Below are 15318 nucleotides of genomic sequence, written 5' to 3' on the forward strand. Positions count from 1 at the left end.
CGCCAGAGCGCGCTGTTGATGGTGCTTTCCTGATGCCAGTAGAAGACGTGTTCTCGATCTCGGGTCGCGGTACCGTTGTGACCGGTCGTATCGAGCGCGGCATTGTTAAAGTCGGCGAAGAGATCGAAATCGTCGGTATCACCGATACCGTCAAAACGACTTGCACCGGCGTGGAAATGTTCCGCAAACTGCTGGACCAAGGTCAAGCTGGCGACAACGTTGGTCTGCTGCTGCGCGGCACCAAGCGTGAAGACGTGCAACGTGGTCAAGTTCTGGCAAAACCAGGCTCGATCAAGCCGCATGCGCACTTCACCGGCGAGATCTATGTTCTGTCGAAAGACGAAGGCGGCCGTCATACGCCATTCTTCAACAACTATCGTCCACAGTTCTACTTCCGTACGACGGACGTAACCGGTTCGATCGAGTTGCCAGCAGACAAAGAAATGGTCATGCCAGGCGATAACGTGTCGATCACCGTCAAGCTGATCAACCCGATCGCGATGGAAGAAGGTCTGCGCTTCGCTATCCGTGAAGGCGGCCGTACCGTCGGCGCCGGCGTGGTTGCAAAAATCCTCGCATAAGGAAATGTTATGCTTCCACCCGGGGCGTCCTGGGTGGTAGAATAGCACTCCTCGAAAGTTTTACGTAGGGACGTAGCTCAATTGGCAGAGCGTCGGTCTCCAAAACCGAAGGTTGGGGGTTCGATGCCCTCCGTCCCTGCCACCGTCAAGGTGCAGGGCACCGAAAGTAGAAAAATGTCAAATCAATCCGTGCAAACCGTTAGCACGTCGAGTGACAAGATAAAAGTCGCGCTGGCAATAGTGGCTGCGATTGCAGGAGTAGTCGGGTTTTATTACCTGGCAGGCCAACCAGCTCTGGTGCGTGCAAGCGCGCTTGTGGCTGGTTTGGTTATTGCTGTTGCGCTCTTGTATGTCTCGACGACCGGCCGTGAATTTCTCAATTTCGCCAAAGAAGCTGTGCGCGAAACCAAGAAAGTCGTTTGGCCTACCCGCAAAGAAGCCACGCAGATTACTGCGATCGTGTTTGCCTTTGTGCTGGTCATGGCGATTTTCCTGTGGGGCACGGATAAATTGCTCGAGTTTTTGTTGTATGACGTAATTCTGGGTTGGAAAAAATAATGAGCGAAAATGTGCATGATGAAGCGGCGGACGAGTCCGTTCCGGGCGACGCTCCGGTAGCGGACACTGGTGCAGCGCTGAGCGTGCCAGTAAGCAGCAAGCGCTGGTATGTCGTGCATGCTTATTCCGGCATGGAAAAAAGCGTCATGCGCGCACTGACCGAGCGCATCGAGCGCGCGGGCATGCAAGACCAGTTCGGCCAGATCCTGGTGCCGATCGAAGAAGTCGTTGAAGTCAAGAATGGTGTGAAGTCCGTCACCGAACGTCGTTTCTATCCTGGCTATGTGCTGGTTGAAATGGAAATGACGGACGAGAGCTGGCACTTGGTCAAGAACACCAGCAAGGTTACCGGTTTCATTGGTGGCAAGTCGAACAAGCCGACGCCGATCTCCGCGCGCGAAATCGACGGCATCATGAAGCAGATGCAGGAAGGTGTTGAAAAGCCCCGTCCAAAAACCTTGTACGAAGTGGGCGAGCAAGTCCGCATCAAGGATGGTCCGTTCACCGATTTCAACGGCAATGTCGAAGAAGTCAATTACGAGAAATCCAAAGTGCGCGTCTCGGTCACCATTTTCGGCCGCGCTACCCCGGTAGAGCTCGAATTCGGCCAAGTCGAAAAAGTTTAAGCATTAGCAAGCGCCACCAGGAGCGTTGCGGCAGTCTCAGCAAAATCCGGTCAGAGGAGCCCCGCCAGGGTAGGATCGGCGGGGCGCTACTACTCAATCCAAGATAGGAGCCATCATGGCAAAGAAAATCATTGGTTTTATCAAGCTGCAAGTGCCAGCTGGTAAAGCAAACCCATCCCCACCAATCGGTCCAGCTCTGGGTCAACGTGGTCTGAACATCATGGAATTCTGCAAAGCGTTCAACGCGCAGACCCAAGGTATGGAACCAGGCATGCCGATCCCAGTCGTGATCACCGCGTTTGCGGACAAGTCCTTCACGTTCGTGATGAAGACGCCTCCAGCAACCTACCTGATCAAAAAAGCTGCTGCGATCACCAAAGGTTCGCCGAAGCCACATACCGACAAAGTCGGTACGCTGACCCGCGCACAAGCTGAAGAAATCGCTAAATTGAAAACCCCTGATCTGACCGCTGCCGACATGGATGCTGCTGTACGCACCATCGCTGGTTCCGCTCGTTCGATTGGTATCACGGTGGAAGGTGTTGTATAATGGCTAAGTTATCCAAACGTATCAAGGCTTTGAAAGCCAAAGTCGACCGTACCAAAGTGTACGCTTTCGACAACGCTGTCGCTCTGATCAAAGAGTGCGCAACGGCCAAGTTCAATGAATCGATCGACGTATCGGTACAACTGGGTGTTGATCCTAAGAAATCCGACCAAGTGGTGCGCGGCTCCGTCGTGCTGCCAGCTGGTACCGGCAAAACCGTACGCGTGGCTGTATTCGCGTCGGGCGAAAAAGCGGAAGCTGCCAAAGCAGCTGGCGCCGACATCGTTGGTATGGAAGACCTGGCTGAGCAGATCAAAGCCGGTGACATGCCTTTCGACATCGTGATCGCTTCGCCAGATACCATGCGTATCGTTGGTACCCTGGGTCAGATCCTGGGCCCACGCGGCATGATGCCTAACCCGAAAGTTGGCACTGTTACTCCTGACGTCGCTACCGCCGTGAAAAACGCGAAAGCCGGTCAAGTTCAGTACCGTACCGACAAATCCGGTATCATCCACGCTACCATCGGCCGTAAATCGTTCGCTGACGCAGATCTGAAGTCGAATCTGGTCGCACTGATCGACGCACTGAACAAAGCCAAGCCAGCATCGAGCAAAGGCGTGTACCTGCGCAAAGTTTCGCTGTCGTCGACCATGGGCGCTGGCGTCCGTGTTGACCAGGCTAGCCTGGCAGCTTAAGTAACAGAATCAAGTCCCACGCGCCTTCGGGCGCTGTGGGCGCATCTTTGGGCTGTCGGCCCGGTGTTCGCACCAGGCCGGCAGACAATCAAAGACCGTTGGGCCGACTGCGATCGCACATGCAGAAGGTTAATAGGCTTGCCGGCAACGGCAGGTGCCCAACGCAGATGGTGTACCCGAACAAGTTTTGTAGTCCTCATGCTGCGTGAATCCATCCGCTCAGTTTAGTACTTCTTGACTTCGGACGCCGTGTTCGAACCGATGCAAGGCGCTCAACCACTCGGTTGTGATTGCCGAACATCATTTAAGGAGGTTGACCGTGAGTCTCAATCTGAATGACAAAAAGGCCGTCGTCGCCGAAGTTTCCGCACAAGTAGCAAATGCGCAAACGATCGTCGTGGCCGAATATCGTGGCATCCAGGTTGGTCACTTGACGCAACTGCGTGCTAAAGCGCGTGCCCAAGGCGTGTACCTGCGTGTGTTGAAAAACACTCTGGCTCGTCGCTCCGTTGAAGGTACCGCATTCGCCAGCCTGGCAGATGCCATGACCGGCCCGTTGATCTACTCGATCTCGGCCGATGCCGTTGCAGCAGCTAAAGTCATCGCTGACTTCGCTAAAACCAACGACAAACTGGTCATCAAAGCAGGTAACTACGCAGGCAAGCCGCTGGATACAGCTGCTGTCACCGCGTTGGCGAGCATTCCTAGCCGTGAAGTCCTCATTTCGCAGTTGTTGGGCGTTATGCTGGCTCCGGTTTCGGGCTTTGCACGTGGTCTGGCTGCCCTGGCAGCGAAAAAAGGCGAAGGCGCCGAAGCTCCTGCAGAAGCAGCAGCAGAAGAAGCCCCAGCAGCCGCTTAATTGCGCGCGCTTTTTTCTCTCAGTACCAATCTGATGTAACTAACGTAATAAATTTAGGAGTTTCAAAATGGCAATTAGCAAAGACGATATCCTGGAAGCAGTTAGCGCCATGTCCGTAATGGACCTGAACGACCTGGTTAAAGCATTCGAAGAAAAATTCGGCGTGTCCGCAGCAGCAATGGCTTCGGCCGGTCCTGCAGCAGGCCCAGCAGCAGCTGCTGAAGAGCAAACCGAATTCAACGTCATCCTTGACACCTTCGGCGCAAACAAAGTTGGCGTTATTAAAGCAGTTCGCGAAATCACCGGCCTGGGCTTGAAAGAAGCTAAAGACCTGGTCGATGGCGCACCAAAAACTGTGAAAGAAGCAGTGTCGAAAGCTGACGCTGAAGCTGCACAGAAGAAACTGGTAGAAGCCGGCGCAACCGCTTCGATCAAGTAATATCTGTACCGGCGGCAGTTAGCGCCCGAGTCAAAGTCTGAGGTTTCCCCTCGCAAGGGGGGGAATCCGACTTTGGCTCCTTTGTCGTCTGCATCGTATTTGTCATGTAGTTGTAGCAGCAGTTTTTATTCGATTCAAGCCGGAAAGCAGAGCCTTGAGGTTTCGTCTGTGTCACACGCAGCGGTGCAAACGAACACTTGCAAAACCTGAATTTTCTATCCTTTCTGTCACTCACGGAGTGTCCATGCACTACTCATTTACTGAGAAGAAACGCATTCGCAAATCATTCGCGAAGCGCGCCAACGTTCACCACGTTCCGTTCCTGCTGGCGACCCAGCTCGAGTCTTATCATAGCTTCTTGCAAGAGGACATAGCACCGTCCGGCCGCAAGAATGATGGCCTGCAGTCGGCTTTCACTTCGATTTTCCCTATCGTGTCGCACAATGGTTTTGCGCGCCTCGAATTCTTGTCGTACGTTCTGGGCGATCCTGCCTTCGACGTCAAAGAATGTCAACAACGTGGCCTGACGTTCGCGTCGCCGCTGCGCGCGAAAGTGCGCCTGGTGATCCTGGACAAGGAATCGCCAACCAAGCCCGTCGTCAAAGAGATGAAGGAACAGGAAGTCTACATGGGCGAATTGCCGCTCATGACGACCACCGGTTCGTTCGTGATCAACGGCACGGAGCGGGTTATCGTTTCCCAGTTGCACCGTTCGCCTGGCGTGTTCTTCGAGCACGACCGCGGCAAGACCCACTCGTCCGGCAAACTGCTGTTCTCCGCGCGTATCATTCCTTACCGCGGTTCGTGGCTGGACTTCGAGTTCGACCCGAAAGACATCCTGTTCTTCCGCGTCGACCGCCGCCGCAAGATGCCAGTGACGATCCTGCTCAAAGCCATCGGCATGTCGCATGAGCAAATCCTGGCGAACTTCTTCGTCTTCGACAATTTCAACCTGCGCTCCGAAGGCGCGGAAATGGAATTCGTCTCCGAGCGTCTGCGCGGCGAAGTGGCGCGTTTCGACATCGTCGACAAGTCGGGCAAGACCCTGGTGCTGAAAGACAAGCGTATCAACGCGAAACACGTGCGTGATATCGAAGCTGCCGGCATCAAGCACATTTCCGTACCGGAAGACTACCTGCTGGGCCGCGTATTGGCGAAGAACATCGTCGATGGCGATACCGGTGAAGTCGTCGCTTCCGCGAACGATGAGCTGACCGAAGATCTGTTGGGCCGCCTGCGCGATGCCAACATTTCCGAAATCCAGACCTTGTACACGAACGACCTGGATCAGGGCGCCTACATCTCGCAAACCCTGCGTATCGACGACACCGCCGATCAGATGGCTGCGAAAGTGGCGATCTACCGCATGATGCGTCCAGGCGAACCGCCAACGGAAGATTCCGTTGAAGCGCTGTTCAATGGCCTGTTCTACAACTCGGACCGCTACGACCTGTCGGCCGTGGGCCGCATGAAGTTCAACCGCCGCATTGGCCGCGATGAACTGACCGGCGCCATGACGCTGTCGAACGAAGACGTGCTGGCCGTGATCAAGATCCTGGTGGAACTGCGCAATGGCCGCGGCGAAGTCGACGATATCGATCACCTGGGTAACCGTCGCGTACGTTGCGTGGGCGAACTGGCCGAGAATCAATTCCGCGCCGGCCTGGTGCGTGTTGAGCGCGCCGTCAAGGAACGCCTCGGCCAAGCCGAAGCGGACAACCTGATGCCGCACGACCTGATCAACTCGAAGCCGATTTCGGCCGCGATTCGCGAGTTCTTCGGTTCGTCCCAGCTGTCGCAGTTCATGGACCAAACCAATCCTCTGTCGGAAATTACCCACAAGCGCCGCGTATCGGCTCTGGGACCCGGCGGTCTGACACGCGAACGCGCCGGCTTTGAAGTGCGCGACGTGCATCCGACCCACTACGGCCGCGTCTGCCCAATCGAGACACCGGAAGGTCCGAACATTGGTCTGATCAACTCGCTGGCTCTGTATGCCCGCCTGAATGAATACGGCTTCCTGGAAACCCCGTACCGCAAGGTCGAAGGCTCCAAGATTACCGATCAGATCGACTACCTGTCCGCCATCGAAGAAGGCCGCTACATCATCGCTCAGGCGAATGCGACCATCAACGACGAAGGCATGCTGTCCGATGAACTGGTCTCGGCCCGTGAAGCCGGCGAAACCATCCTGGTCTCCCCGGAACGCATCCAGTACATGGACGTGGCGCCAGGCCAGATCGTTTCCGTCGCTGCCTCGCTGATTCCGTTCCTCGAACACGATGATGCAAACCGTGCATTGATGGGCGCCAACATGCAACGCCAGGCTGTGCCTTGCTTGCGTCCGGAAAAAGCGCTGGTCGGTACCGGTATCGAACGCACTGTTGCGGTCGACTCGGGCACCACCGTGCAAGCGCTGCGTGGCGGTATCGTCGATTACATCGATGCGGGCCGTGTCGTGATTCGCGTCAACGATGACGAAGCTACCGCTGGTGAAGTGGGCGTCGACATCTACAACCTGATCAAGTACACCCGTTCGAACCAGAACACCAACATCAACCAGCGTCCTATCGTGCAAGTGGGTGACCGTGTTGCCAAGCGCGACGTGATCGCCGACGGCGCATCGACCGACCTGGGTGAATTGGCTCTGGGCCAGAACATGACCGTGGCCTTCATGCCATGGAATGGTCTGAACTTCGAAGATTCGATCCTGATCTCGGAAAACGTCGTCAAGGATGACCGCTACACCTCGATTCACATCGAAGAGTTGTCGGTTGTTGCCCGTGACACGAAACTGGGCGCGGAAGAAATTACGCGCGACATCTCGAACCTGGCTGAAAATCAGCTGGCACGTTTGGATGAGTCCGGTATCGTCTACATCGGCGCTGAAGTACAAGCCGGCGATACCCTGGTTGGTAAAGTGACGCCAAAAGGCGAAACCCAGCTGACCCCGGAAGAAAAGCTGCTGCGCGCGATTTTCGGCGAAAAAGCATCGGACGTGAAAGATACGTCGCTGCGCGTGCCTTCGGGCATGATCGGTACCGTGATCGACGTGCAAGTCTTCACCCGTGAAGGCATCGTGCGCGACAAGCGTGCCCAGCAAATTATCGATGACGAACTGAAACGCTTCCGTCTGGATTTGAACGACCAGATGCGTATCGTTGAAGGCGATGCCTTCCAGCGTCTGGAAAAAATGCTGATCGGCAAAGTTGTCAACGGCGGCCCTAAAAAGCTGGCCAAAGGCGCCAAGATCACCAAGGATTACCTGGCCGATCTGGACAAATACCACTGGTTCGACATCCGCCCTGCGGACGACGATGCAGCGGTAGCGCTGGAAGCGATCAAGGAATCGATCAACGAGAAGCGTCACCAGTTCGATCTGGCCTTCGAAGAGAAGCGCAAGAAACTGACGCAAGGCGATGAGCTGCAACCAGGCGTGCAAAAAATGGTCAAGGTGTACCTGGCCGTGAAACGCCGCCTGCAGTCGGGCGACAAGATGGCAGGTCGCCACGGTAACAAGGGTGTGGTTTCCCGTATTGTTCCTGTGGAAGACATGCCATACATGGCCGACGGCACGCCAGCCGACGTTGTGCTGAACCCGCTGGGCGTTCCTTCGCGGATGAACGTTGGTCAGATTCTCGAGACTCACTTGGGCTGGGCTGCCAAGGGTCTGGGTATCCGCATCGGCGAAATGCTGAAGGCGCAAACCAAGGTCGAGCAAGTGCGCAAGTACCTGACGACGATCTACAACGACAACGGCCGTGCCGAAGAGCTGAACGACTTCGACGACGAAGAGATCATGAAGCTGGCGGAAAACCTGAAAAAAGGTGTTCCATTCGCCACGCCAGTGTTCGACGGCGCCAATGAAGAAGAGATCCGCCGCATGCTGGACCTGGCGTATCCGGACGACATCGCCAAGAACCTGGGCATGACCGCTTCGAAAAACCAAGTGACCATGTATGACGGTCGCACCGGTGAAGCGTTCGAGCGCAAGGTCACTGTCGGCGTCATGCACATGCTGAAACTGCATCACTTGGTGGATGACAAGATGCATGCGCGTTCGACCGGTCCTTACTCGCTGGTGACGCAACAGCCACTGGGCGGTAAAGCCCAGTTCGGTGGTCAGCGTTTCGGTGAGATGGAAGTCTGGGCACTGGAAGCGTATGGCGCGTCGTATGTCTTGCAAGAGATGTTGACCGTCAAGTCCGATGACGTGAATGGCCGTACCAAAGTGTACGAGAACCTCGTCAAGGGCGACCACGTGATCGACGCCGGCATGCCGGAATCGTTCAATGTGCTGGTCAAGGAAATCCGTTCGCTGGGTATCGATATCGACCTCGAACGCAACTAAACGACAGGCTTATTGACCCAATAAGCGTCATTTGGTTTGGGAAACACAAAGCCCGGCTGGGAAACCACGCCGGGCAATGTAGTCTCAGGAATATAGAAATTTAATCACCTCTGGAGTGATACATGAAAGCACTGCTCGATCTATTCAAGCAAGTACAGACCAACGAGACCTTCGATGCAATCAAGATCGGTCTCGCTTCGCCTGAGAAAATCCGTTCGTGGTCCTACGGCGAAGTCAAGAAGCCGGAAACCATCAACTACCGTACCTTCAAGCCTGAGCGCGACGGCCTGTTCTGCGCCAAGATCTTTGGCCCGATCAAGGATTACGAATGCCTGTGCGGCAAGTACAAGCGCCTGAAACACCGCGGCGTGATCTGCGAAAAGTGCGGCGTCGAAGTCACGCTGGCCAAGGTGCGCCGCGAGCGCATGGGCCACATCGAGCTGGCCTCGCCGACCGCCCACATCTGGTTCCTGAAGTCGCTGCCGTCGCGTCTGGGCATGGTCCTGGACATGACCCTGCGGGACATTGAACGCGTGCTGTACTTTGAAGCATACGTCGTGACCGATCCAGGCATGACTCCGCTGAAAAAGTGCCAGATCATGTCGGAAGACGACTACGCCGCCAAGTACGAAGAGTACGGCGACGACTTCACCGCCTTCATGGGCGCCGAAGGTATCCGTGAACTGCTGCGCTCGATCGACATCCACCGCGATGCCGAAACCCTGCGCGTGGAACTGAAGGAATCGAAATCCGAAGCCAAGATCAAGAAATACGCGAAGCGCCTGAAAGTGCTGGAAGCGTTCCAACGTTCGGGCATCAAGCCTGACTGGATGATCATGGAAGTGCTGCCAGTGCTGCCGCCGGAACTGCGTCCGCTGGTACCGCTGGATGGTGGCCGTTTCGCGACCTCGGATCTGAACGATCTGTATCGCCGCGTCATCAACCGTAACAACCGTCTGAAACGCCTGATGGAGCTGCGCGCTCCAGAGATCATCACGCGCAACGAAAAGCGCATGCTGCAAGAAGCGGTCGATTCGCTGCTGGACAACGGCCGTCGCGGCAAAGCGATGACCGGCGCCAACAAGCGTCCGCTGAAATCGCTGGCAGAGATGATCAAGGGCAAGGGCGGCCGTTTCCGTCAAAACTTGCTGGGCAAACGCGTCGATTACTCCGGTCGTTCGGTCATCGTCGTGGGCCCGCAATTGAAACTGCATCAGTGCGGCTTGCCGAAACTGATGGCGCTGGAACTGTTCAAGCCATTCATTTTCAATAAACTGGAACTGATGGGTCTGGCGACCACGATCAAGGCCGCGAAAAAGCTGGTCGAGATCCAAGAGCCGGTCGTGTGGGACATCCTGGAAGACGTGATCCGTGAACATCCGATCATGTTGAACCGCGCACCTACGCTGCACCGTCTGGGTATCCAGGCATTCGAGCCAGTCCTGATTGAAGGCAAGGCCATCCAGTTGCACCCGCTCGTCTGCGCCGCATTCAACGCCGACTTTGACGGTGACCAAATGGCGGTCCACGTTCCTCTGTCGATCGAAGCGCAGATGGAAGCACGCACTTTGATGCTGGCATCGAACAACATCCTGTTCCCATCGAACGGCGAACCGTCGATCGTTCCTTCCCAGGATATCGTGCTGGGTCTGTACTACGCGACCCGCGAAGCGATCAATGCGAAGAACGAAGGGATGATGTTCCCTGACGTGTCGGAAGTGATCCGCGCCTACGACAACAAGGAAGTCGAACTGACGACCCGCGTGACCGTGCGTATTACCGAATACCCGAAAAACGCCGAAACGGGCGAATTCGAGAAAACGGTTACCCGCTACGAAACGACGATCGGCCGTGCGATCCTGTCGGAAATTCTGCCTAAAGGCTTGCCGTTCTCCGTCCTGAACCGCGCGCTGAAAAAGAAAGAAATTTCCAAGCTGATCAACACGTCGTTCCGCAAGTGCGGCCTGCGCGCCACCGTGGTGTTCGCAGACAAACTGATGCAATCGGGTTTCCGCCTGGCGACACGCGCCGGTATCTCGATCTGCGTCGACGACATGCTGGTACCGCCTCAAAAAGTCACGCTGATCGCGACGGCCGAGTCGGAAGTCAAGCAGATCGAACAGCAATACGCCTCGGGTCTCGTGACCGCCGGCGAGCGTTACAACAAGGTAGTCGATATCTGGGGCAAAACCTCCGATGAAGTCGGCAAGGCCATGATGGACCAGCTCAAAGTCGAAGACGTGATCCGCCGCGACGGCACCAAGTCGACGCAAGAATCGTTCAACGCCATTTACATGATGGCCGACTCCGGCGCGCGCGGTTCCGCAGCCCAGATTCGCCAGTTGGCCGGTATGCGTGGTCTGATGGCCAAACCGGATGGCTCGATTATCGAAACGCCGATTACCGCGAACTTCCGCGAAGGTCTGAACGTTTTGCAGTACTTCATTTCGACCCACGGCGCTCGTAAAGGTCTGGCCGATACGGCGCTGAAAACGGCTAACTCCGGTTACCTGACGCGTCGTCTGGTTGACGTGACGCAAGACTTGGTGGTGATCGAGGACGATTGCGGCACCATGAACGGCGCTGTCATGAAGGCACTGGTCGAAGGTGGTGAAGTCATCGAACCGTTGCGTGACCGTATCCTCGGCCGCGTGGTGGTGCATGACGTCGTCAATCCTGAAACCCAGGAAACGCTGTACGAAGCCGGCACGCTGATGGACGAAGACATGGTCGAAGAGATCGAACGTCTGTCCATCGATGAAGTCAAGGTCCGCACGCCACTGACTTGCGACACGCGCTTCGGCCTGTGCGCCAAGTGCTATGGCCGCGACCTGGGCCGCGGCATGCTGGTCAACGCCGGCGAAGCCGTCGGTGTGGTGGCAGCGCAGTCGATTGGTGAGCCTGGTACCCAGCTGACCATGCGTACGTTCCACATTGGTGGTGCGGCATCGCGTGCAGCAGTGGCATCGTCGGTGGAAGCCAAGTCGAACGGTACCATCCGCTTCACGGCAACCATGCGTTACGTGACGAACGGCAAGGGCGCGCAAATCGTCATTTCCCGTTCCGGCGAAGTGCTGATTACCGACGACCATGGCCGTGAGCGTGAGCGTCATAAAGTACCGTACGGTGCGACCCTGATCGTCAAGGACGGCATGGTCATCAAGGCCGGTACGGCCCTGGCAACGTGGGATCCGCTGACCCGTCCGATCATTACCGAATACGCCGGTCAAGTGCGTTTCGAGAACGTCGAAGAAGGCGTCACCGTAGCCCGTCAGGTCGACGAAGTGACCGGTCTGTCCACCCTGGTGGCGATCGATGCGAAACGTCGCGGTTCGTTGACGAAAACGTTGCGTCCGCAAGTCAAGCTGATCAACGACGCGAACGAAGAAGTCAAGATCGCGGGCACCGAACACTCGGTGGCGATCGGCTTCCAGGTCGGCGCGCTGATCATGGTCAAGGACGGTCAACAGGTATCGGTTGGTGAAGTGCTGGCACGTATTCCTACCGAATCGCAAAAAACGCGCGATATTACCGGTGGTCTGCCACGCGTTGCGGAACTGTTCGAGGCGCGCTCGCCGAAAGATGCCGGTATGCTGGCGGAAGTCACGGGTACGGTTGCGTTCGGTAAAGAAACCAAGGGCAAGCAGCGTCTGGAAATCACGGACATGGACGGCAACAAGCATGAGTTCTTGATCACCAAGGACAAACAAGTGCTGGTGCATGACGGCCAAGTCGTGAACAAGGGCGAGATGATCGTGGACGGCCCGGCCGATCCGCAAGACATCCTGCGCCTGCTGGGTATCGAAGCGCTGGCACGTTACATCGTTGACGAAGTGCAAGACGTGTACCGTCTGCAAGGCGTGAAGATCAATGACAAGCACATCGAAGTGATCGTGCGTCAGATGCTGCGCCGTGTTCAGATCGTCAATGCCGGCGACACCAACTACATCGTTGGCGAGCAGGTTGAGCGTTCGGAACTGCTGGACGAGAACGATCGCATGGCCGTTGAGAACAAGATTCCAGCGACCTACGAAAACGTCTTGTTGGGTATTACCAAGGCATCGCTGTCGACCGATTCGTTCATCTCGGCCGCATCGTTCCAGGAAACCACCCGCGTGCTGACCGAAGCGGCGATCATGGGCAAGCGCGATGGTCTGCGCGGCCTGAAAGAGAACGTCATCGTCGGCCGCCTGATTCCTGGCGGTACGGGCCTGGCCTTCCACCGCGCACGCAAAGAGAAAGAAGCGTGGGAAGTGGAAGAGCGTCAAGCACTGCTGCTGGCCGAGAAAGCCTCGATGGCTGGCGAAGCTGCCGAAGCGCTGCAGGACATCGAAACCCAGCAACACCACGGCGACGAAGCGTAATCTACGCGGCTAGCTGACAAGAACGGCACCTTCGGGTGCCGTTTTTTTATGCGCGCTGCCGTAATTTGCACCGGTAAATTGCACCGAATACGCAAAGAGCTAGCAGCGTGGGAAAGTGAAGAGCGTCAGTTGCCACGCTGCTAAAGGGGAATCGGCTACCTCGGCAATTAATAATCACGGTACCTGGGAGAAATTCCTGGTGCCGTTTTTTTTTTGCCCGTATTTCCTTCATGCGCCGATTTGTCCGGTATCGGGCATTCAATGAAAAGCTGGCCAATTTGAATCATGCAAGTGTTAATCAATTGAATGGAACGGGTTTCCTGTTTTATTAAGGCGGGCTATTGAATGGCATTATTGAAGAACGGAGCATTCAATAATCTGTTGACGGACATGGCAAATACAGGCATTGATCCTGACGGTTTATCGGGTGGCATTGCCCGGCGTTTTATCGATTTGCCGCGGTTGCCGCTGCGTGGCGAGGCGAGGCGCGGAAAGTTGCGGTTGGAAGCCGTCATAGTAGTGAGCGCTCATAAGCTTGCCTGGTGCCGCCCGCTTTTCTGCCGAGGCGGGGCCGTCGCAAGCTGGCGCCGTGGCGCGGCGCGTGCCGGCGCGGCCGGCCGGAGACGGCGTGGCGGCGCACTGTTGCGCCACCGCCTGCGATTAGCCCTGCCGCGCCAGTTTCCAGTTTATTCATGCTAAGATTTGGCACATGATTGCCCAAGCCCTGTTTACTCCCGCCCAGCAGAAATTGCTGGGACTGCTCTTTGTCCGCGTGAATGAAGGATTTCACTTGAACGAGATCATGCGCTTGACGGGATTGGGCAGTGCGTCGGCGCAGCGGGAACTGCGCCGGCTGCATGAGTCCGGGCTGATCACGTCGGAGCGGATCGGTAACGTGCGGCGCTTCTGGCCCAACAAGGAAAGCCTCGTGTATCCGGAGTTGAGCGGACTGGTGCAGAAAACCTTCGGCATCGTCGGCGTGCTCAGTATGACGCTGGCGCCCTTGCGTGCCCAGTTGCACCTGGCCTTCGTGTCTGGCGCCACGGCGAAGGGACAGGACATGCCTGGCAGCGCCATCGATTTTCTGCTGGTGGGCGAAGAAGCCAATTATGGCGATCTGTTGACGGGATTGGCCCCGGCCGAGCGAACCTTAAGGCGTAAAATCAATCCCAACTTATATACGCTGGCCGATTATCGCCGACGCCTGCGTGAAGGCCAGCCATTTCTGCTGCAGGTATTACAGCAGCCGAAGTTGTTTGTCATCGGCGATGAATCGCTATTGCAAGCGCTGGCTTTGCCAGATTCCTCAATGCAGACGAATGACATGCCATCTGTATTTTAAAGACCGGGCCTGGCATTCAATTTTTAATGCATGACATTGTTGGCCAGGAAAATATCTGAGGCGGATTGATCGTATGATGAATAAACTACAGGCTTTCGGTTTAATTGTTTCCCAGGCGGTGCGCGGTGAATTAACATTTCCCACAAGTGTTAATTCCGCACTGCAATTGCAATTGGCCCTGGCTGAACCGGATTGCCATATCGACCATGCCATCAAACTGGTACTGGCCGAGCCCTTGCTGGCGGCGCGCACGGTCGCGCTGGCCAACTCGGCCGTGTACAGCCGCGGCGATGCGGCGCCCGTGACCAGCGTGCGCGCCGCCGTCATGCGCATGGGCTACCGCAATCTGTACGCGCTGGTGGCGGCCATGGTGGTGCGCCAGTTCGGCAGCAAGATCATTGACCCCATCCTGCGCCAAAAGGCGACACAGCTGTGGGAGCACACGGCCCACGTGGCGGCGCTGGCGCACGTGCTGGCCCGCCGCGTGACGCACGTCGATGCCGACACGGCGCTGTTCGCCGGCATCGTGCATGAGGTGGGCGGTTTTTACCTGCTGTCGCGTGCCGATGAATTCCCCGGGCTGCTCGATGATGATGCGGATCACTGGATGGAGTCCGCCGAAGAGATCATTTCCCGCGAAGTCATGAAGAAGCTGCTGATCCCGGCGGCCGTGAGCGAGGCCATCGAAGGCTTGCGCGATGGCTTGCTATCGATCCCGCCCGATTCCCTGCTCGATACCTTGTTGTTGGCCAAGCAACTGTCGCCCGTGCCGTCGCCCTTGCAGGTGACGTACGTGGAAATGCTCACCCCATCCGATTCCGTCATCGATTTCATTATCGACAACGAGACCCTGCAAAGCATCCTGGCCGAATCGGCCGAGGAAGTGCGCTCGATGAGTGCAGCGTTGCTGGTGTAGTCTCAAACGCCCAGGCGAAAAAAAACGGCAGCGCCAT

Annotated in this window: 11 protein-coding genes and 1 tRNA gene; all 12 read left to right on the top strand. The window is 56.6% G+C overall.

From position 1 onward, the window contains the following. Positions 1–581: EF-Tu/IF-2/RF-3 family GTPase (locus JAB1_RS03675; protein WP_254671967.1), on the top strand; the 581-nt coding region annotated here is incomplete at its 5' end. 66 nt (positions 582–647) lie between these two features. After that, positions 648–723, top strand: a tRNA-Trp gene (locus JAB1_RS03680). 32 nt (positions 724–755) lie between these two features. After that, positions 756–1139, top strand: a complete 384-nt coding sequence (gene secE / locus JAB1_RS03685; protein ID WP_010394308.1) for a preprotein translocase subunit SecE — start codon at positions 756–758, stop codon at positions 1137–1139. Further along, positions 1139–1765, top strand: a complete 627-nt coding sequence (gene nusG / locus JAB1_RS03690) for a transcription termination/antitermination protein NusG (protein WP_034753130.1) — start codon at positions 1139–1141, stop codon at positions 1763–1765. The genes secE and nusG overlap by 1 nt, the downstream gene beginning before the upstream one ends. 115 nt (positions 1766–1880) lie before the next feature. Further along, complete coding sequence (gene rplK, locus JAB1_RS03695) at positions 1881–2315, top strand: 50S ribosomal protein L11 (RefSeq protein WP_034783246.1); 435 nt, start codon at positions 1881–1883, stop codon at positions 2313–2315. Then, positions 2315–3010: a 50S ribosomal protein L1 gene (gene rplA / locus JAB1_RS03700; protein WP_034753134.1), complete on the top strand. Its 696-nt coding sequence runs from the start codon at positions 2315–2317 to the stop codon at positions 3008–3010. Before rplK ends, rplA begins: the two co-directional genes overlap by 1 nt. Positions 3011–3329: 319 nt before the next feature. Then, positions 3330–3869, top strand: a complete 540-nt coding sequence (gene rplJ / locus JAB1_RS03705) for a 50S ribosomal protein L10 (protein ID WP_034753621.1) — start codon at positions 3330–3332, stop codon at positions 3867–3869. Between the two features lie 67 nt (positions 3870–3936). Beyond that, positions 3937–4308 carry a 50S ribosomal protein L7/L12 gene (gene rplL / locus JAB1_RS03710; RefSeq protein WP_034753136.1) on the top strand — a complete coding sequence of 124 codons (372 nt, stop codon included), beginning with the start codon at positions 3937–3939 and terminating at the stop codon, positions 4306–4308. A gap of 244 nt (positions 4309–4552) precedes the next feature. Further along, on the top strand, positions 4553–8659 hold the full coding sequence (gene rpoB, locus JAB1_RS03715) for a DNA-directed RNA polymerase subunit beta (protein WP_034783248.1): 4107 nt from the start codon (positions 4553–4555) through the stop codon (positions 8657–8659). 122 nt (positions 8660–8781) lie between these two features. Further along, on the top strand, positions 8782–13023 hold the full coding sequence (gene rpoC, locus JAB1_RS03720; RefSeq protein WP_034753138.1) for a DNA-directed RNA polymerase subunit beta': 4242 nt from the start codon (positions 8782–8784) through the stop codon (positions 13021–13023). A gap of 709 nt (positions 13024–13732) precedes the next feature. Beyond that, a complete protein-coding gene (locus tag JAB1_RS03725) occupies positions 13733–14365 on the top strand; it encodes a transcriptional regulator (protein WP_070278868.1) in 633 nt (210 codons plus the stop codon). A 76-nt stretch (positions 14366–14441) separates the two neighbouring features. Next, entirely contained in the window at positions 14442–15281 is an 840-nt protein-coding gene (locus JAB1_RS03730) for an HDOD domain-containing protein (RefSeq protein WP_070259968.1), read from the top strand. The last annotated feature ends 37 nt before the right edge of the window (positions 15282–15318 follow it).

Origin of the sequence: Janthinobacterium sp. MP5059B (assembly GCF_001758645.1) — a bacterium.
Lineage (GTDB): Bacteria > Pseudomonadota > Gammaproteobacteria > Burkholderiales > Burkholderiaceae_D > Janthinobacterium > Janthinobacterium lividum.